Source organism: Streptomyces sp. NPDC088746 (assembly GCF_044751065.1).
GTDB lineage: Bacteria > Actinomycetota > Actinomycetes > Streptomycetales > Streptomycetaceae > Streptomyces.
On record NZ_JBIVLA010000004.1, the window covers coordinates 76,353 to 94,237 of the forward strand.

The 17,885-nt window shown below is 70.5% G+C and carries 18 protein-coding genes and 1 pseudogene; 8 read left to right on the forward strand and 11 right to left on the reverse strand.

Annotated elements, in window-relative coordinates:
- Positions 1-27: 27 nt before the first annotated feature.
- Together ACIP63_RS19275 and ACIP63_RS19280 are read right to left on the reverse strand one after the other, a co-directional pair.
- Complete coding sequence (locus ACIP63_RS19275; protein WP_401517082.1) at positions 28-216, reverse strand: hypothetical protein; 189 nt, start codon at positions 214-216, stop codon at positions 28-30.
- A gap of 144 nt (positions 217-360) precedes the next feature.
- Entirely contained in the window at positions 361-1,005 is a 645-nt protein-coding gene (locus ACIP63_RS19280; protein ID WP_401517084.1) for a secreted protein/lipoprotein, read from the reverse strand.
- 272 nt (positions 1,006-1,277) lie between these two features.
- On the opposite strand from ACIP63_RS19280, the gene ACIP63_RS19285 reads away from it, so the two are divergent.
- The 4 genes from ACIP63_RS19285 (at position 1,278) to ACIP63_RS19300 (ending at position 7,449) form a co-directional block, all read left to right on the forward strand.
- A complete protein-coding gene (locus ACIP63_RS19285) occupies positions 1,278-2,498 on the forward strand; it encodes an alginate lyase family protein (RefSeq protein ID WP_401517085.1) in 1,221 nt (406 codons plus the stop codon).
- 164 nt (positions 2,499-2,662) lie between these two features.
- On the forward strand, positions 2,663-3,259 hold the full coding sequence (gene thpR, locus ACIP63_RS19290; RefSeq protein ID WP_401517087.1) for an RNA 2',3'-cyclic phosphodiesterase: 597 nt from the start codon (positions 2,663-2,665) through the stop codon (positions 3,257-3,259).
- Between the two features lie 576 nt (positions 3,260-3,835).
- Complete coding sequence (locus ACIP63_RS19295) at positions 3,836-5,878, forward strand: DUF4139 domain-containing protein (RefSeq protein WP_401517088.1); 2,043 nt, start codon at positions 3,836-3,838, stop codon at positions 5,876-5,878.
- Between the two features lie 8 nt (positions 5,879-5,886).
- On the forward strand, positions 5,887-7,449 hold the full coding sequence (locus ACIP63_RS19300) for a mucoidy inhibitor MuiA family protein (protein WP_401517090.1): 1,563 nt from the start codon (positions 5,887-5,889) through the stop codon (positions 7,447-7,449).
- 72 nt (positions 7,450-7,521) lie between these two features.
- On the opposite strand, the gene ACIP63_RS19305 is transcribed toward ACIP63_RS19300, so the two are convergent.
- The 3 genes and pseudogenes from ACIP63_RS19305 to ACIP63_RS19315 all read right to left on the reverse strand — a co-directional run.
- Entirely contained in the window at positions 7,522-8,298 is a 777-nt protein-coding gene (locus ACIP63_RS19305) for a DUF427 domain-containing protein (RefSeq protein WP_401517092.1), read from the reverse strand.
- A 489-nt stretch (positions 8,299-8,787) separates the two neighbouring features.
- Positions 8,788-9,237 (reverse strand): spore-associated protein, encoded by a 450-nt coding sequence (locus ACIP63_RS19310; RefSeq protein ID WP_401517093.1) that lies wholly within the window; start codon positions 9,235-9,237, stop codon positions 8,788-8,790.
- Positions 9,238-9,265: 28 nt separating this feature from the next.
- Positions 9,266-9,463: pseudogene (locus ACIP63_RS19315) on the reverse strand (hypothetical protein); the annotation flags it as partial.
- A 124-nt stretch (positions 9,464-9,587) separates the two neighbouring features.
- Here ACIP63_RS19315 and ACIP63_RS19320 point away from each other — a divergent pair.
- A complete protein-coding gene (locus tag ACIP63_RS19320; protein WP_401517095.1) occupies positions 9,588-10,136 on the forward strand; it encodes a tellurite resistance TerB family protein in 549 nt (182 codons plus the stop codon).
- Between the two features lie 122 nt (positions 10,137-10,258).
- Here the strand turns inward: ACIP63_RS19320 and ACIP63_RS19325 are convergent, their stop codons facing one another.
- Together ACIP63_RS19325 and ACIP63_RS19330 are read right to left on the reverse strand one after the other, a co-directional pair.
- A complete protein-coding gene (locus ACIP63_RS19325) occupies positions 10,259-10,675 on the reverse strand; it encodes a thiol-disulfide oxidoreductase DCC family protein (RefSeq protein WP_401517096.1) in 417 nt (138 codons plus the stop codon).
- 48 nt (positions 10,676-10,723) lie between these two features.
- Positions 10,724-11,491 (reverse strand): class I SAM-dependent methyltransferase, encoded by a 768-nt coding sequence (locus ACIP63_RS19330; protein ID WP_401517098.1) that lies wholly within the window; start codon positions 11,489-11,491, stop codon positions 10,724-10,726.
- A 62-nt stretch (positions 11,492-11,553) separates the two neighbouring features.
- Between ACIP63_RS19330 and ACIP63_RS19335 the strand changes: the two genes are divergently transcribed.
- The gene (locus ACIP63_RS19335; protein WP_401517100.1) at positions 11,554-12,480 is read left to right on the forward strand and encodes a YncE family protein; all 927 of its coding nucleotides are present in this window, start codon (positions 11,554-11,556) and stop codon (positions 12,478-12,480) included.
- A 179-nt stretch (positions 12,481-12,659) separates the two neighbouring features.
- Positions 12,660-13,589, forward strand: a complete 930-nt coding sequence (gene bla, locus ACIP63_RS19340) for a class A beta-lactamase (RefSeq protein WP_401517102.1) — start codon at positions 12,660-12,662, stop codon at positions 13,587-13,589.
- A 29-nt stretch (positions 13,590-13,618) separates the two neighbouring features.
- Here the strand turns inward: bla and ACIP63_RS19345 are convergent, their stop codons facing one another.
- On the reverse strand, positions 13,619-14,005 hold the full coding sequence (locus ACIP63_RS19345) for a VOC family protein (protein WP_401517104.1): 387 nt from the start codon (positions 14,003-14,005) through the stop codon (positions 13,619-13,621).
- Positions 14,006-14,138: 133 nt separating this feature from the next.
- On the reverse strand, positions 14,139-15,074 hold the full coding sequence (gene hemC / locus ACIP63_RS19350; protein ID WP_401517105.1) for a hydroxymethylbilane synthase: 936 nt from the start codon (positions 15,072-15,074) through the stop codon (positions 14,139-14,141).
- Between the two features lie 397 nt (positions 15,075-15,471).
- On the opposite strand from hemC, the gene ACIP63_RS19355 reads away from it, so the two are divergent.
- Positions 15,472-16,287, forward strand: coding sequence for an SAM-dependent methyltransferase (locus ACIP63_RS19355; RefSeq protein WP_401517107.1), 816 nt, complete (start codon positions 15,472-15,474; stop codon positions 16,285-16,287).
- A 165-nt stretch (positions 16,288-16,452) separates the two neighbouring features.
- Here ACIP63_RS19355 and ACIP63_RS19360 read toward each other — a convergent pair whose 3' ends face one another.
- Together ACIP63_RS19360 and ACIP63_RS19365 are read right to left on the reverse strand one after the other, a co-directional pair.
- Entirely contained in the window at positions 16,453-17,376 is a 924-nt protein-coding gene (locus tag ACIP63_RS19360) for a helix-turn-helix domain-containing protein (RefSeq protein WP_401517109.1), read from the reverse strand.
- A 108-nt stretch (positions 17,377-17,484) separates the two neighbouring features.
- Entirely contained in the window at positions 17,485-17,721 is a 237-nt protein-coding gene (locus tag ACIP63_RS19365) for a DUF397 domain-containing protein (protein ID WP_401517110.1), read from the reverse strand.
- Positions 17,722-17,885 lie beyond the last annotated feature (164 nt).

The window sequence follows — 17,885 nt, forward strand, 5'->3', positions numbered from 1 at the left end:
GCTCTGTCCGCTCCCACGCCGCCCGGGTCAGCCGATCCGGCCGTCGGGCCCCGCCACGAACCGGCTCAGTCGATAGGTGGTCGGCTGCACCAGGCGTCCGCACAGCGTGTCGATCCGGATCAGCGACTCGTCGGTCCGGGCCTCCCGGAGACGGCGCAGGCGGTCACGGAAATCCGCCTCGTCCTGGGTCTCGAGGAGCACCTCCCACCGCCCCATGCCCGGGGCGGTGCGAGCAGCGAACCGCTGCCCCGCCGCCTCCTGCCGATGCTTCCTCTTCCTCCGACCTGGCACCGGCCCAGAGTCACCGGCCGGTCGCGGAATGGCAAGGCCGTCGCGCCTCGGGGCACGCGGGCTCGATGATCAAGTGCCGGACAGGCCCTGGCACGGGCGGGTCCTGTGCGGGGTGTACTCGGTCACCGTCCACCGCCCCCCGTTCGCGCGCTCCAACTTCGCCGTGACCGTGTACCTGGCGGGCCGACCGGGCGGCGGCGGGATCCGCGAGCCGGTCGTCGTGTCGAGGGCCTGCCAGTTCGACCCGTCCACACAGTCTTTCACCGTCGCCGCGGGCGGCTGCGCGCCGGCGGGCACGGTGGCCTCCGGATCGTGCCGGAGGTCGCCACGCATCACCGTGCGCTCCTTGTTCATGCGGGCCAGATCCGCCTCGAACGCGGCCCACACGTCAGGCGCCGTGTACCGCCTCAGGTCCGTCCCGTCGGCCGAGGCAGCCCGGTACGCCTTGATCTGCTCCGCCCACATCAGGCCGTACACCTCCAGCACCTCGGCCTCGGTCGCCCCGTCAGCCGTGCCGCTCGGCGTGAGCGAGTGCGCGGCCTCGGGCACCGGTGTGGCGGACAGGGCCCTCGTGGTCGTGTCCGCGGGCGGTTTCGCGTCGCTTTCGCCGTGCCCCTGGCCGCCGCCGCAGCCGGTCAGGACGAGAAGGAACGTCGCGGCGCCGCACCGGAGGGCGACGCCCGCCCGGGAGCACTTCTGCCGAGCCGTCACCATCAGTACTCCCGGTTCGCCGTGCGATATCGATCAGCGGCTCAACGACGCACGGCTCCCCGGGTCACCGCCCCGGGCCTCGCGTCGCCGAACGGCGTACCCCGGGACGGTGGCGGGGTGCACCGCCCGGTCAAGTTCTCATCCATGAACGGCGGTTGAGCAGTTGTTTCGCGGTAGGACCTTGACGGGCCTCTGGTCTGTACCTATGGTCACCGATCAGCGCGAGTGTTCAACATCCAGTGCATCGTTCACATAAACGAACGGGTGGCCCCCACATGCCTGACATTTCCGCGTTCCACCGCTACGTTCGGCGTCCGGCGCTCATGCTCAGCGCTGCCGTCGCGACCGCCGCTCTGACCGCCGGCTTCCTCTCCCTGCCCGGCGCCCAGCCCGCCGAGGCCGCGCCCGCCGCCTTCACGCACCCCGGCGTCACCGTCTCCGAAGGCCAGCTGGACTTCGCCCGCGGCAAGGTCGGCGCCGGGGCCCAGCCCTGGAAGGGCGCGTTCGACCAGATGATGGCGAGCAAGTACGCCGACCCGAGCCGCACCGCCAAGCCCCGGGCGACCGTCGAGTGCGGTTCCTACTCGAACCCCAACTACGGCTGCACGGACGAGCGTGAGGACGCGATAGCCGCCTACACCAACGCCCTCGCCTGGTACATCACGCGTGACGAGCGTTACGCGAAGAAGTCGATCGAGCTGATGGACGCCTGGTCGGCGGTGATCAAGAGTCACACCAACAGCAACGCCCCGCTGCAGACCGGCTGGGCCGGCTCCTCCTGGCCGAAGGCGGCCGAGATCATCAAGCACAGCTACACCGGGACGTGGTCGAACTCGGGGCGCTTCGCGACCATGCTGCGCGACGTCTACCTGCCCCAGGTCATCAACGGCTCCAACTCCAACGGCAACTGGGAGCTGTCGATGATGGAGGCCGCGGTCGGCATATCGGTGTTCCTCGACGACAAGACGTCCTACGACAAGGCCATGGCGAAATTCAGGACGCGTACGGCCGCGTACGTCTACCTCGCCTCCGACGGCGCCGTGCCCAGGACCGTGCCCAGCCAGAACCTCGACACCACCGCGAAGATCGTCAAGTACTGGCAGGGTCAGTCCACCTTCGTCACCGGGCTCACCCAGGAGACGTGCCGCGACTTCACGCACACGGGGTACGGCATCTCCGCCATCGCCCACATCGCCGAGACCAGCCGGATCCAGGGCCAGGACCTCTACGGCACGGACGTCGGAGAACGGCTGCGCCAGGCGCTCGGCTTCCAGTCCAAGTACGAGCTGGGCGAGCCCGCACCGGCCTGGCTGTGCGGCGGATCGCTGCATACGGGCCTCGGCCCCGTCACCGAGGTCGGCTACAACGCGCTGCACAACCGCCTCGGCACCGCCATGACCAACACCCAGCGGCTGACCGAGCGGAACCGCCCGGCCGGCAGCAACAACCTCTTCGTGGCCTGGGAGACGCTCACCCACGGCGACAACCCCAGCTGATCCGGCCGGGTCAGCAGGCTCACGCGCCCTGCCGTGCCCGGAGGAACGGCCCCACGTCTCCTTCGGGCACGGCCGCCGGGTCCGGCCTCCCGGGGCAGCTGTGACGACTCCACCGCAGACCCCGGTACGGAGCCCGGACGGCCGGATGCTGTACGAAGAGCTGTGTGAACGAACAGACCCAGCCCGCGACCGTACGCGTGTTCATCGCCCTCGCTCCGCCCGACCACGCGAAGGAGGAGCTGGCCCGGGAGCTGCGCCCCGCGTACGGCACGCACCCTCAGATGCGATGGAACCGCATCGAGGACTGGCACATCACCCTGGCCTTCCTCGGGGAGCTTCCGGTCGGGTCCGTTCCGCTCCTGCGCCGGCCGCTCGCCCTTCTGGCGGTGGACCGCCGACCGCCCCGGCTGGCCCTGCGCGGCAGCGGCACCTTCGACGACCGGGTGCTGTGGAGCGGAATCGACGGAGGGCTCGACGAGCTGCAGATGCTCGCCGCCGATGTGCGTACGGCGGTGAAAGGCACGGGTGTCGCTTTCGAGGACCGGCCTCTGCGCCCCCATCTGACATTGGCTCGTTCCCGCAGAGGAGACCGGACCTCTGCGGCGGAGATCGCCGAGGGGTTCGCCGGCTTCACCGGCAGCCCATGGACTGCCGAGCGTCTGCATCTGGTCGGCAGCAACGCCGGCCGTAGCCGTGGGCCGATCCACTACCGGGACATCGAGGCCTGGGCCCTCGGAGGCGGAGAACGATCCGGATCCTGAACGGAGCGACCGGAGGCGGCGCGCCGGGCAGGCCCTTCAGCTCACCGCCGGTCCAGCGAGCAGGACTTCGACGCCGCGGGTGCGCAGGGCGTCCAGGTGGTCCGGATCCGCCGAGGCGTCGGTCACCAGGGCCCAGCCCGGCTGCCAGGAGGCCCAGGCGTGGGGGCCGCACCCAGCTTCGCCGCGTCCGCGAGAACGTACACCCGGCGCGAACGGCGGGCCATGAGTTCCTTGAGCCTGATCTGCTCCGCGCCGGCCTCACAGATGCCGGGCTCGGGCGGGACACCGTCGGTTCCTCGGGATCCGCACGCTGGAGTTCCGTACCGGTGTGGGTCTCTCCTTCCACCCACCATGTGGAGGGGGAGACCGCTGCACGGGGGAACGGCTCCATGACGTTCCTGGCTCCCGGCGAGGAACGCACGTACACGACCACGTTCAGGGCGGGGTGGCTCGGCTGAGCTCTCCGCCGGCTGCCCCGCCCCGGGCGAAGTGGCCCCGAGGGAACGGCCGTCCGGCGCGGATGCGCGCGGCAGCCCCGGCGTACACTCGGCTCGGCATCGACGGGGGGCGGAACACATGACGGCCGAGGCAGTGCAGAGGTGGGGGTCGGTCCTCGACTCCGTGGTGGTGTACGAGCAGGGGGCGGTCTGCCGCCGTCTGGCCCGGGGCGTCGTGCCGCCGGACGGCAGGGTGCGGGTGACGGGGCTGCCCCGCTCGCTCGATCCGGGTTCACTGCGCGCCCGCCTTCAGGGGGCGAGCGCGGCGCGTGTCAGCGAGGCCCGGGTGGAGGTCGAGGCCGAGCCGCTCGGCACGCCCGCGTCCGAAGACCTGAGGAGCGGCGTCGAGCGGCTTCGCCAGGAGTACGCGGCCGCGCAGGGCCGCCGGGATCACCAGTTGAGCCTCATCGAGGAGGTCGGGGCTCTGCGTCCGGTCCCGCCGGCCCGCAGACGTGAGGACGGTCATCGTCGCACCCCGGTCGACGCGTGGCTGGAGCTCGCCGGCTTCGTGGACGAGCGGCTGACGGGCCTGCACGCCCGCCTCGTCGAGTTGGAGGAGGCGCTGCGGCAGGCCGGGCACGAGCTCGGCATCGCCGTGGACAGGCTCGCCCGCGCCTCCACCGATGCGCCGTCGGCGCACGTGGAGACCACGGTGTCCGCCGTACTGCTCGTCGACGTCTCCGGCGCCGGCGACCCCGGCGCGGAGGTGGAGCTCGAGCTCGAGTACGGGGTGCCGGGCGCGGTCTGGGCCCCGGCCTACCGGCTCACCTACCGTCAGGGCGAGCGCAGCGGCCGCCTGGTGCTGCGCGCCTCGGTGGCCCAGCGCACCGGCGAGGACTGGACCGGCGTGTCCGTCGGTCTGGCGACGGCCGATCTGCGGCGCGGGACCGATCTCCCGAGGCTCCGCTCGATCCGGATCGGACGTAGTCAGCCCGCCTCCGCGCCTTCCGGCTGGCGCGAGCCCCCGGCGGGTCTCACCGATCTGTTCGCCGGGTACGACGCCGCACTTCCTCGCCCGGCGCCGCCCGCCCCGCCCGTGGCCGTCCCGTCCGGGCCTCTCCCACCGCCGCCCGCGCCCCAGGGCTACGGCGGGCCCCCTCCGGCGTTCTCGGCGCCGAGCGGCGTGGGCGGCGCCTCCCCCGAGCTCTTCGCCGGAGCTCCGCCCGCCCCACCGCAGCGCCTCCGCCCGCGTACGGGCGGAGGACGGAGCGCCGGTGCGCCCGCCGCTGCCAAGGCACCCGCTGCCCCTGGCGGAGCTCCGCCGCCTCCGCCCCCGGCGGCCGGTCCTCCGCGGCCGAGCGGCGCCGAGCTCGACTACGCCGCGCTCGTCCTGTACGGACCCGACGCCCAGGAAGGCCGCAGAGGGAAGCTGTTCCCCGGTTCTCCCTTCGACCCGGTGGCGGCCGAGTACAGGCGACGGGCCGAGTCCGTGGCCACACTGCCGCTGCCCGGTCACGCGGTGCGGCCCCGGGAGTCGGCGGGTTCCTTCGACCACCGCTTCGACACCGCCGCCCGAGCCGACATTCCGTCGGACGGCAGCTGGCACACCGTCACGGTCGGCGAGATCGCCGTCGGCATGCACACGGAGTACCTCTGTGTACCGTCCGTGGAACAGACGGTGTACGCGACCCTGGTCCTCTCCAACGCCTCGGACCAGGCCCTCCTCGCCGGCCCGGTGGAAGTCACGGTCGACGACGACTTCCTGTTGACCGCCGCCCTGCCCACGCTCGCCCCAGGAGGCGTACGCAGGGTCGGGCTCGGGCCGGCCGAGGGCATCCAGGTCACCCGCCGTACGAACCTGCACGAGTCCACCTCGGGTCTGCGCGGCAGCACCACCGTGCTCGATCACCGCGTCCACGTGGAGCTGGCCAACCGCCTCCCCGGGCCCGCCACCCTGGAGGTCCGCGAGCGGGTGCCGGTCACCTCCGATCCGGACGTCCGGATCGAGGAGCGGGCCGACTGGTCGGCGCCCCAGGAAGGTCCGGGGCCCGATCCGCATGCCCCGGGCACCCGCGTCTGGCGGGTGGAGCTGCCCGCCGGTGGCACCGCCGTGCTCGACGGCGGCTACGAGATCCGCATGCCGGCCGGCAAGGCCCTCGTCGGCGGCAACCGCAGGAGCTGACACACGCCATGACGACGACTCCGAAGCCCATCGCCCTTCCCGTCACCGCTGTGACCTGTCTGGAGGATCGCGCCCACGTCGAGCGTGCCGTCGTGCTCGACCTGGAGGCAGGGGTCCAGCGGCTGCGTCTCGGCCCGGTCAGTGCGCTGGCCGTCGACCGGACGCTCCATGCCGAACTGTCCGCCGATCATCCGGCGACCGTACTCGACGTCCGGATCACGCGTAGTTGGATGCCGCGGGGGCCGCTTCCGCCCGGCGACGACGACTCCGCCCTGCGCCGACGGCTGCACGCCCTCGAAGGCGAACGCCTCACCCTGGAACAGCGGCGCGACCGGCTGCACGCTCGCCGGGACCTGCTCGGCCGTCTCGCCGCCGATCTGCTGCGGGAGATCGGCGAGGGGGCCGGCTCAGGGGAGACGGACGGGCCCCGCTGGGCGGCTGAACTGGACCGGGTCGACGGCGAACGCGCCTCGTGCGGCGAGGAACTGCGCACCGTGGAGACGCGGGTGGCCGCCCTGGCCGAGGAGCTCGGGCAGACCGAGCGAGCCATGCACGCGGCCGAGGAGGAGCCCGCCGAACTCGTCGGCCACATCGAACTGACCGTGGATGCCGCGGTCGCCGGACCGGTCGGGCTGCGGCTGAGTCACCTCACCTCGTGTGCGCTGTGGCGGCCCGCCTACCGGGCGGTGCTCGACGGTGACTCCCTGACGCTGGAGACCGACGCGATGGTCTGGCAGCGCACCGGAGAGGACTGGTCCGACGTACGGCTGACGTTGTCGACGGCCCGGTCGGCGCTCGCCACCGAACCGCCGCGCCTCGACGAGGACCGGCTGACGCTCACGGACCGCTCCGCCGCGGAGCGCCGCACGGTCGGTGTCGAGTTGCGTGAGGAGGAGGTCGGGACCCTCGGCCCGGCTCCGGTCGTCGGACTGCCGGGCGTGGACGACGGCGGCGAGGCACGGGTGCTGCGGTCCCCCGCCCAGGTCTCCGTGCCCGGTGACGGCCGCGCGCACCGTGTGCCCCTGTCCGCCTTCACCACGGATGCGCGCAGTGAGTACGCCTGCTCACCCGAGCTGTCTCCCCTGGTCACCCGGGTCGTACGGTTCGACAACCTGGCCGGTCACGCGCTGCTCGCCGGTCCCGTTGATCTGGTCCGCGGCAGCGGGTTCGCCGGGCGCGGCACGCTGGACTTCGCGGCCCCCGGCGCTCCGGTCGAGCTCGCCTTCGGCAGTTGCGACGACCATGGGGTGGTCCGGTATGCCGAGGAGTCACGGGACACCGCCGGAATCACCCAGCGGACCGTCATCACCCGTACGATCCGGCTTCACCTGTCCCGCTTCTCCGCCCCCGGCGAGGAGGACGACCGGGTGGTGACCCTGCGGGAGCGGATCCCGGTCTCCGAAGTCTCGGCCGTGGAGGTACGCCTGCGGAAGGAATCGTGCTCCCCTGAGCCCGACGCGGTCGACGCCGAAGGCATCGCCCGCTGGGACGTCACTCTCCCACCCGGCGGCCGGCGCACGGTCACCCTGGCCTACGAGTTGTCCGCGAGCGCCAAGGTAACCGGGCTCTGACCTCTCCCCCGGTTCCCGGGGCGCCGCGCCACCCGGAGGGGGCCTGCGCCAGGCACTTGTCAGCGCGTTGCTCTATCCGGCCGGGGCCGGGGGCCGGGGCAGCGGCGTTCCGTCGACGGACAGATCGACACGCTCGTTGTAGAACGCGACCATTCCCGCGATGCGATTGGCGTGGATCGTCGGGAAGTCGTACACCCAGGCGATGTCCGAGTGGGCGGCGGCGTCACCGACGAACGACCAGTAGCCGCTCGTCGTGCCCTTGTACGGGCAGCGGGTCACTGTGTCGGAGCGACGCAAACGCGTCTGGTCGACGTACGCGCGGTCGAGGTAGTAGCGGGTCGGCAGGCCGGTCTCGAACAGCTTGACGCAGTGGGGGGCGTCCGCCAGCACGACGCCGTCCAGCTCCACGCGGACGCTGCTGGAAGAACGCAGCGCATCCACCCGGGAGTAGGGGCTCCTCGGGTGGACGAAGACCGGCTCGTCCTCCTCGAACCAGGAGTCCAGCGCCTCCCACTCGAACCGGACGGTGCCCTGCAGACGTGCCGGGGCGCCATGGTCCCATGCCCATGCCGCACCCTCGCGGACCTCGGGCCCGACCTGCAACGTATGACGCCGCGCGGGCCCGGCACCCAACTGCTCCACGTGGTCGTCGTCGGTGAGCACGGCGTCGACCAAGTCCACTGCGGGGATGCTGAATTGGGGGTAGGCGGACCATTCCCACACGTACAGTGCACGCCGGGTGTCGAAAGCGACGCGACCGCCGATCGTCCCCCGGATACGCCGCGGCACGGGCTCGACATGCCCGACCGGGACGATCGAATTCGGGTACTGAACACTCTCGTCCGCCACGGCCACCTCGGTCCACTCGTTCCGCTTGCGCCCCGGCAGCTGCCCGAGACCGGCCCTTTTCTTCCGAAATGCTACTCAATACACGCGCAGCGGCACCTCAAACACACGCCCCATGACGTCACCGGTTCCGCGATCTCGCCACCGAGGCCTCGCGGGAGTTGGCCTGGCCGCCGCCCGGGCGCCGGTTTCGGCGGACCTCACGGCAGATCATGGACGCCCGGAGGCGCCACCGCGTTGCTCGGTGGCGCCTCGATATGCCCGCCGGACGGGGCACGGCCGCTACGCCAGTGCCATGAGCTGAAGCTAGAGGCGCCGCTCCTCGGACAAGGCACGGCGCCCCTGGACGACGGACCGGTCCGGGATCTCGAAATCCATCACGTCCCCTGGACCGGGGCGTTGCGACGATCCCTAGACCTCAAGGTCCTCTGCCGGAACCCACCGCTCGGGGCGCCTGCCGATGGCCGACGCCCCGTCTTCACCGAGGCGGGGTCAGCGGATCTCGGTGACCCGCTGCTCCTTGCGTGCGGCACAGTTGGAGTTCTCCACCGACACGTACACGTTGGCGATGCTCCCGCCCCAGCTCACGCAGTAGCCCTTGCCGTACACGTAGCCCGGTCCCGCGTACGACGTGAAGCTGCCGTCGTCCCCGGCCCACTCGTCGGTCGCGGGCACGTAGATGTACGCCGACATGGGCTTGGCCGTTCCCGGGTTGGCGCGGATGGTCGCGACACAGTTCTGGCCGTTGGTGGAGTTGTACGTCAGGTAGACGGTGCCCAGCGAGCCGACCGGCACGGAGTTCACGGTCTTGTAGGCCTTGCCGCAGACGCCCTGCGGCGTGACGTTCGGCGCGGCGGAGGCCGTCGTGCTCAGCGCGACCGTGCTGCCCACCGCCAGCGCGGTGACCGCCCCGAGAGCTGCGACATTACGAACGATTCTCATATTTCCCCCTTATGTCCCTGAGAGCGTTTTACTCCCACTTGATGTGACCCTCGAACGGCACGGATGGTTGCACTGCATCCACGGAGAGGTACCGAACGGATGGAGGGAAGGGGTGTCGGCCGACCGCGTCGCGGGGGCCCACGTCAGTGATCAGCCCGGCGACCTTCCCCCAGGACAGCACCTGGAACCGCGAAATGGTGCCGATCTTCTCGGAGGAGGCGAGGATGCCGTCTCGGGGTGGGCATCACCGATCTGCCATTTTGCGGAACCTTTACCCGCACTCGGCCGTTCACCTGGGTGAGCACACGGGCTCGCGACCGACAACTCTGACGAAGACCGAGGTGACCTCGATGGCAGTGTGGGACCAACTCAAGAATCAGGCCAAGAATCTGCAGCAGTCCCAAGGAGCGCGCGGGTCCACGCCCGGACGAAGCGGCGGGCAGGGATCCGGTGGTGGTTCGCGCGCCCAGTTGGTCAGCACGCTGAAGTCACAGCTCGCCTCCCTCAAGACGGAGCTCAAGAGCGGCGGCTACCGCGACGCGAGTATGGCGATGTGTGCACTCGTCGCTGCCGCTGACGGGCATGTGGATCCTGCGGAGCGTCAGCACGTGGAGTCGATGATCCTCGGCAACGACGTCCTGCAGAACTTCCCGCCGGAGCAGTTGCGCCAGCGTTTCAACAAGCATGTGGACCAGCTCACGCTCAACTTCCAGCAGGGCAAGACCGACGCCATGCAGGAGATCGTGAAGACCGCCAAGAAGCCGACCGAGGCAAGGGCCGTGCTCCAGACGGGCATCGTCATCGCCGGCTCCGACGGCGACTTCTCGCATGCCGAGCACATGATCCTCCGAGAGGCCTGCGCGGCGTTGGGACTGTCTCCGGCAGAATTCCAGCTCTGAACCGGCCGAGCGGCGGACCGGCCCGCGCGGACAGCGCCGCGTCCTGATCCGTCCGGCGGCAGGTACCTGCCGCCGGACGGACGGGCCGGGACGGAAGAGCTCCGGCAGGACGTGTCCGGCGCTCAGCCCAAGGAGTCCGACGTGGATGTCCCGTTGCGCGGCCGACGGTCCGCGGGGAGGGCGCAGGCCGGCGTCCCGCCCGGCATCCGCTCCCGGTTGTTCGCGACGAGCCGGTAGACACCGTGGGCGATCCAGCGGAGAGGAGGCAGGGTCAGCATCGCCCCCAGCACAGCCCAGCCGCCTCCCGCGTTCAGCAGCATCTTGGCGACGGCCTGCACGCCACCGTAGATCTTTCCCTGGGGTGTGATCCACAACAGTTCGTACTCTGCCCGTTCTTGGGCGAACCCGAGGGATTCCATCTCGGCGAACTGCCAGGGAGTGACCTCACAACTGGGCCGGACGTGCCGTTCAGCGAAGATCACGGAGGAGGTACAGAAAGCGCAGTCTCCGTCGTAGATGAGCACAGGTTGCGTCCGCATGACCTCATCATGCCCCACATGATCCTCAGCAGAGTGCCCACGGGGGTATCACGGCTCCTGACGTCGGCGCGCGAGATGAACGGTGATGTCAGCGGCGACCTCGACCACCGCCGGCAGAACCCGCATGATCCGGTCGAACACCTGCTGCCGCTCCGTGGCCGGCAGTACGAGATAGGCCGAGACGGTCGAGAGCTGGCCGACATAGTCGGCGGCGCTCATGGTCAAGCGCCGTTCAATCACGGACTGTTGTACGTCGGTGAACCATCCGGACCGTTGAAGCTCGGTACCCGGCCACTGCATGGCATGACCCGCAGGCGTCCCGTCCGGTGACGGCACCCCGTCACTCTCCAGGAACGGCGCCCGTGCCGCTCGCACTGCTTCCTCCACAGCCGGATCGGCCGGCTGGATCGGCCCGCCGAACGAGGCGAACACCGCACCCGGCTCCAGCAGCGCCGCCACACGTGGCCACCGGCCCTCCGGATTCGTCCAGTGCAGCGCGGCCGCCGCATAGACGAGCCCGTACCTCTCGCCCGGACGCAGGTCCTCGAACGCGGCTCGCACCGTCCTGACGCTCGCCGGGACGTGCTTGCGCAACTCGGCGAGCATGGCTGCGTCCGGCTCGGTCGCGGTGACCGCGACCCCGCGTCGGGCGAACAGACGAGTGGCTTTCCCCGTCCCCGCACCGATCTCGAGGGCGGTCCGCACCGGCTGTCCCGCGTACGCCGCCACCCTGTCGAACAGCTCCGCGGAGTACCCCGGCCGGAACCGTTCGTACGCTTCCGCCATCGCTCCGAAGCTCAGTGCACGAACAGACATGCGTCGCATCCTGACACGGTTGCCCTCTGCGCGAAACCTGGCTTAGGAGCACCTAACTTTACGTGGGACAGAGGGATCCGGCCGGCGACGTGCTCTGGGCCACCGCCTCCGTGGGGCAGCCACCCGCGCCGGTCACGGCTTCCCGGTTGCTGGGGATCGATCCCGGCACCCTCGACGTGGACGCCGCGTACACGCCACCCACGAACAGCACGGTCGAAGCCGTCCACGGCATCGACGTCGACGACGAGCGCAACACCCTGGGGGTCACCAACACCCGGAACAACTCGGTGTCCGTGTACATCCAGAAGACCGGCAGGCATCTCGCCACCCGGCCATATGTGCACCACTCGCGCGAGGTAGTCCTGGACGAGAAGCGCGACGTCGTGTGGGCCGGCGCTTTCGGTGAGGGCGCTCTCGTGGCCTTCGACAGCCGGACCTTCAGGGACATCAGGCATGTCCCCGTCGAGGGGAGCGGACCGACGGGGCTGACGCTGAACGAATGGACCGGCGCGGTCTACGCCGCCGACTTCACGAACGACCGGACCATCGAGATCCCTCCGGGCTCCGGGACCCCACGCCTCATCCCAGCCGGCGATGCACCACGCTCAATCGCGCTCTCCGCCGACGGGCGTACCGCTTACCCCGCCGACCAGGCCGCGGGCGCCGTCTCGGTCGTCGACGTGCACAGGGGCACCGTCGCCAGGTCGGCGGCGACGGGCGAAGGCGCGAAGTCGGTGGCCGTCGACCCGTGCACGGGCCGCGTCCTGGTGGCCAACCGACTGGCCGGAAGCCTGTCGGTGGTCGACCCGCGTGCAGGAACGGTCGTGGAGAGCGTGACCACCGATGCGTACCCCAATCACGTAAGGGTGTCCGACGACAGCACCGTCTATGTCGTTGACAAGACCGGCTCCGGCCCCTCCGGCGAGGGCGGGCTCACGCGCATACGCTTCAGCCCCCAAAGCTCGCACGCGCCGCGCCCCGCCTGCTGACCTCGCCGCCCCGAACAACGACACGGGCGGCATATCGGTGGCGAACGGAAGCGCCCGCCCTATCCTGGAACGTCAGAACGCTGTCGGCCGCGACCTGAGCCCCGAACGCCCGTGCCATCCGGGGCGGTTCACGGACGGTTGCCGGGCAGCACCCTCGGAGTCAGGAAGTCGCCGTCCTCGTGCCCACCCCTCTCCCCCGACGTACCGCACTCTCCGCTCTGGCCGGCCTCGTAGCCCTTCCGCTCGCCGGGTGCGACACGTCCCCGCCGGCCGCGGCCCGACCGGCGCCGTCCGGGTCAACGCCCTCACGGTCCGCAGGGGCGGCACGCCGGACGGAGCCCGCGTTCCAGGAACTGGAGCGTAAGTTCGACGCTCGGGTGGGTGTGTACGCGGTCGACACCGGGAGTGGCCTGTCCGTCACGCACCGTCCGGACGAGCGTTTCGCCTACGCCTCGACCTGCAAGGCGCTGCTCGCGGGCGCACTGCTGGACAGGTACACGCTCCAGGGGCTCGAACGGCGTGTGCGGTACGGCCCTGATGATCTCGTCGCCAACTCCCCGGTCACCGAGCGGCACGTGGACACGGGGCTGACCCTGCGCGAACTGTGTGACGCGGCCATCCGCTACAGCGACAACGCCGCGGCCAATCTCCTCTTCCACGAGCTAGGTGGCCCCGGGGGGCTGCAGGACGCCCTCGGCGCTCTCGGCGACCGCACCACCCGGTGCGACCGCTACGAACCCGATCTCAGCGAAGCCGCGCCCGGCGACCCCCGTGACACCAGCACACCGCGTGCCCTTGCCGCCGATCTGCGGGCCTACGTGCTCGGCGGCACCCTGGGCGCGGACAAGCGGGCCGTGCTGACGGACTGGCTCAAGCGGAACACCACCGGCGACGCGCTCATCCGCGCCGGCGCCCCGGACGGCTGGGTGGTGGGTGACAAGACCGGCACGGGCGGCTACGGCACCCGTAACGACATCGCTGTCCTCTGGCCGCCGGAGTCCGCGCCGATCGTCCTCGCCGTGCTGACCCGTGGCGACGCCCGCGAAGCCGAGCCTCAGGACGCGCTCGTCGCGCAGGCGGCCCGTGTCGCGCTCACCGCCTTCGGCTAAGTACCTGAGGACACCCGCTCTCACGGCGGTCAGGGACGGTAGCGGAGGGGATGGTCGGCGGGTACCTCGGTCAGCACGATGCGGTGGCCGTCGGGGTCGGCGATCCACATCTCGATCAGACCCCAGGGTTCCTGGAGAGGCGGGCGCAGGACGACCGCCCCGCGGGCCGCCACCTCCTCATGTGCCGCCGCACAGTCCTCGACCTGCATCCAGAGCCGCAGCGACTCGGTCGGGGGTGTCTCCGAACGGCCCGACACCTCGAGGAAGCCCCCTCCGAGGAAGTACACCGTTCCCCGGTCCGCCCCGGTGCCGAACTCCCTGTAGACGGGCAGCCCGAGCGTCCGTCCGTAGAAGTCACGGGAGGCCTCCGGGTCACGGGGCCTCAGCAATACCCTGCTGCTCAATACGTGCACCATGGTCACGACCCTACGCGGCCGATGTGGGGAGCGGCCCTCAGGTCTCCTCCGGTACGACGGGCGCGTCGCACCCGGGGGTGTGCGGAACCGGCGCCCCGCCGCCGTCCAGGGCCGTGCCTCGGACACGCGGGATTCAGTGGGCGATGGTGTCGATCAGCTCGCGTGCACCCTGGCGCAGCAGCGCGACGGCCACGGAGGTGCCGAGGGTGGCGGGGTCGAGCGGACCTGCCCATTCGTGTGCGTTGAGGACCGTCTTGCCGTCGGGGGTGAACACGCAGGCACGCAGCGAGAGATCTCCGTTGCGATGGGCCGTGGCGTACCCCGCGATCGGCGAGTTGCAGTGGCCCTGGAGGACATGGAGGAACATGCGCTCGGCTGTGATCTCCCGGTAGGTGCCCGGGTGGTTGAGCGGGCTCACGGCGTCGATGGCCGCCGTGTCGTCCTCGCGGCACTGCAGGGCGAGGACGCCCGCGCCGATGGGCGGGCACATCGTCTCCGGAGAGAGGACGTCGCTGATCACGTCGGGGCGGCCGATGCGGTGGAGGCCCGCGACGGCCAGGAGCAGGGCGTCGGCCTCCCCCGCGGCGAGCTTCGCCAGCCGCCGGTTGGCGTTGCCGCGGAACGGAACGCAGTTCAAGTGAGGGTGGGACGCCGCGAGTTGTGCGGTCCGGCGGACGGATGAGGTGCCGACGCGGGCGCCGTCCGGCAGCTGGTCGAGCGTGAGCCCGTCCGGGTGCACGAGGGCGTCGCGGATGTCGTCGCGCTCGAGGAACGCGGCGAACGTCGTTCCGGCGGGCAGCGGGCGGTCGGCCGGGATGTCCTTGACGCAGTGGACGGCCAGGTCCGCCTCGCCGGCGAGCAGGGCGGCGTCGACCTCCTTGGTGAAGGCTCCCTTGCCCTCGACCACCGAGAGATCGCCCATCCACTTGTCGCCCGTCGTCCTGACGGGGACCACCTCGGTGACGATGCCGGGATTACGGGCCGCGAGTTCGGCCCTGACGCGCTCGACCTGGGCCAGGGCCATGGGGGAGTCGCGGGAGACGATGCGGATCAGCTCAGGGGCGGGCATGACTCCCACGATAGACCGCCAGGTGCGGGCGGCGGCCCTCCGACGCGGTCCCGGGCAACTGTTTCGGACGGCCCTCACGGAGGCCGGTGGACGTGCCTCCGTCGATTTCCGGCCGCATTGGAAAAGCCCTCCGCGCGACTCGCGCACGGGTTCCATACATCGCCCGGAAGCGACAATAGACCCTCCAGCAGCAAGACTTGACATACCGTCGCACCGAAGAGGGCGCACCCGTGGGTCCGGGCCCCGTGACGGGCTTCCCTCCCCCGGGCCTCAGGTGGCTGATTCGAAACCCTGCGGCCTTGCCTCACCCCGCCGAGGACTGTCAGCCCTCCGGCGAGATCCATAGCATGACCCCTCACGGACACCGACTTCACTCCCTGAGAACCGCGAGGGCTGGATGAGCAACGGGGACACCTCCATTCCGAAGAACATCGACGTGAACGTGCCGAGCGTCGCGCGGATGTACGACTACTACCTGGGCGGCAAGGACAACTACCCTGCGGACCGGGTGGCCTCCGAACAGCTGCTGGAGCATGTTCCGAGCACCAAGGTCCTGGCGGTGAACAACCGGAGGTTCCTTCGGCGCGTCGTGCACCACCTGGCATCCGAGTACGGAATCCGCCAGTTCATCGACCATGGATCCGGCCTGCCGACCCAGGACAACGTCCATCAGGTCGCCCAGCTCGTGGACCCCGAAGCCAGGATCGTCTACATCGACAACGACCCCATCGTCCTCGCGCACGGCAAGGCCATACTCGAGGAGAACGACCGGACCGCGGTCATCCAGGCGGACATGCGGGACACCGAGGGGATCTTCGGCAACCCGGAGGTGAACCGGCTCATCGACTTCGACGAGCCGGTGGCCGCGCTGTTCGTGTCGGTGATGCACTGCATTCCCGACCAGGACGACCCCGCGGGCCTGGTACGCCGGGTGGCGGACCGTCTGGCTCCGGGAAGTTTCCTGGTGGTGTGTCAGCTCGTGAGCGAAAACGAGGCCATCCGCGACTTCGTCACGGACTTCATGGCGAAGAGCACCGGCAACCAGTGGGGGCGAGTGCGCCGGGAGGCCGATGTGCACACGTTCCTGGAGGGCCTGGACGTGCTGGAGCCCGGGCTGGTGGAGGTGTCGACGTGGCGCCCCGACTCGGATCTGGCCCCGAAGCAGGAGACACAGGAATGGATCGAGTTCGGCGGCGTCGCCCGCAAGTGGTGAGGGGTGCCGTGGCGTCACCGCGACGCTGACGGATCCGGCGCACGGCGCGATCCCGCTGCCGTGCGGCCGGCCCGCTCCGTCCGGCGGGTCACCCGCGCAGACGAATCACCGAGTCCCTGATCGGCTGAGCGCCCGTGGGAGGGCGGTCACACAGGGGGGCCGCTGTCAGGGAGCCCCGCCGTCGCTGTAGCGCTCGAGCGCCAGCCTCAGCAGGTCCCTGCTCTCGGCCGGGCTCGGCGACTGGGCACTGAGCGAGTCCAGGATCCAGCGGTACTCGTCCGTGCTCTCCGGCTTGTTCACGGACGTGGCGTTGGTCAGGTGTTCGATGTACGCGACGTCGGGGAGCCCGTCCACCGCGAACCGCAGATAGGTGATGCCGTTGCCGGGGGACGTGTGGGCGGTCACGTCGAAAGGGGCGACCTGCACGATGACGTGAGGCAGCTCCGTCATCTCCAGCAGATGGGCGAGCTGCTCACGCATCACCCGGGCGCCACCCGTCGGGCGCATCAGCACCGCCTCGTCCAGCAGCACCCAGAGCTTCGGCGCATCCCGCCGCTGCAGCAACTGCTGCCGCCTGAGCCTCAGTTCGACCCTTCGGCGGGTGACCTCCTCCGATTCGAGAGCGTGACCGGAACGCACCACGGCATAGGCGTAGTCGGCTGTCTGCAGCAGCCCCGGAATGTAGTGCCCCTCGTACGTACGGATCGACGCGGCGGCCTCCTCCAGACCGACCAGAGGCTCGAACCAGTCCGGCAGTACGTCGGCGTAGTTGCGCCACCATCCGCGCTGTCCGGCCCGTCGCACCAGTTCGATGAACTCGGACGTCCTGGCGGGGTCGGTCACTCCGTAGAGCGTGAGAAGGTCTGCCGCGTCGCGTTCCTTGCAGGGAGAGTGCCCGGTCTCCATCCGGCTGATCTTCGCGGTCGAGCACCGGATCCGTTCCGCGGCGACCTCGGGGGGGATGCCCGCCTCACCACGCATCCGCCGCAACTGCGCGCCCAGCACCAGGCGCAGAGCCGTGGGACTCGCCCCCGTGGCCGGGGTGAGCGTCGGCCTCCGTGACGGCTGAAGCTGTTCGATGCCGGGCATGCGGACTCCTGAGGACGGGCGTCGTGATGCCAGTGTGCCATCAGGAGCCCCGCCATGGCCCGGCCGATGCGAGAGTGCCGCGACTTTTCAGCCCGCCCTGCCGCGAGTTCAGCCCGTCATGGTGTCGAAGTCGCCGTCCCTGACGCCCGCGAGGAACGCGCGTACTTCGTCTCCCGTGTACACGAGGGCGGGCCCTTCTGGGTGCCGGGAGTTGCGTACGGCCACCGCTCCACCGGGCAGGAGTGCCATCTCGACGCAGTTCCCGCTGGGATTGCTGTGATGGCTCTTCTTCCACTCCACGCCGGTCAGGGTGTTGGCGGGAACGCCGTTGTCGATGTGCTGCATGCGGTCCGTCCTTCTCGTTGCGCTGACACTTCCTGGTGTGCCACCAGGGCCCGCGCAGGGTGAACAGGTGTCCCTGGCTCACACCACCGGGTGCAATTCCGGATGCAATTGCACCGCGGGTGCGGACGGCGAGGATACTAGTGGTCATCCGGCCCCCACGGCAC

Bases quoted from the DNA above. Each gene is read 5' to 3' on its own strand.
- ACIP63_RS19285 (WP_401517085.1), top strand. From the start codon at position 1,278: ATGCCTGACATTTCCGCGTTCCACCGCTACGTTCGGCGTCCGGCGCTC.
- ACIP63_RS19300 (WP_401517090.1), top strand. From the start codon at position 5,887: ATGACGACGACTCCGAAGCCCATCGCCCTTCCCGTCACCGCTGTGACC.
- ACIP63_RS19325 (WP_401517096.1), bottom strand. From the start codon at position 10,675: ATGCGGACGCAACCTGTGCTCATCTACGACGGAGACTGCGCTTTCTGT.
- ACIP63_RS19355 (WP_401517107.1), top strand. From the start codon at position 15,472: ATGAGCAACGGGGACACCTCCATTCCGAAGAACATCGACGTGAACGTG.
- ACIP63_RS19320 (WP_401517095.1), top strand. From the start codon at position 9,588: ATGGCAGTGTGGGACCAACTCAAGAATCAGGCCAAGAATCTGCAGCAG.
- ACIP63_RS19345 (WP_401517104.1), bottom strand. From the start codon at position 14,005: ATGGTGCACGTATTGAGCAGCAGGGTATTGCTGAGGCCCCGTGACCCG.
- ACIP63_RS19275 (WP_401517082.1), bottom strand. From the start codon at position 216: ATGGGGCGGTGGGAGGTGCTCCTCGAGACCCAGGACGAGGCGGATTTC.
- ACIP63_RS19295 (WP_401517088.1), top strand. From the start codon at position 3,836: ATGACGGCCGAGGCAGTGCAGAGGTGGGGGTCGGTCCTCGACTCCGTG.
- hemC (WP_401517105.1), bottom strand. From the start codon at position 15,074: ATGCCCGCCCCTGAGCTGATCCGCATCGTCTCCCGCGACTCCCCCATG.
- ACIP63_RS19365 (WP_401517110.1), bottom strand. From the start codon at position 17,721: ATGCAGCACATCGACAACGGCGTTCCCGCCAACACCCTGACCGGCGTG.
- ACIP63_RS19360 (WP_401517109.1), bottom strand. From the start codon at position 17,376: ATGCCCGGCATCGAACAGCTTCAGCCGTCACGGAGGCCGACGCTCACC.
- ACIP63_RS19280 (WP_401517084.1), bottom strand. From the start codon at position 1,005: ATGGTGACGGCTCGGCAGAAGTGCTCCCGGGCGGGCGTCGCCCTCCGG.
- ACIP63_RS19330 (WP_401517098.1), bottom strand. From the start codon at position 11,491: ATGTCTGTTCGTGCACTGAGCTTCGGAGCGATGGCGGAAGCGTACGAA.
- ACIP63_RS19310 (WP_401517093.1), bottom strand. From the start codon at position 9,237: ATGAGAATCGTTCGTAATGTCGCAGCTCTCGGGGCGGTCACCGCGCTG.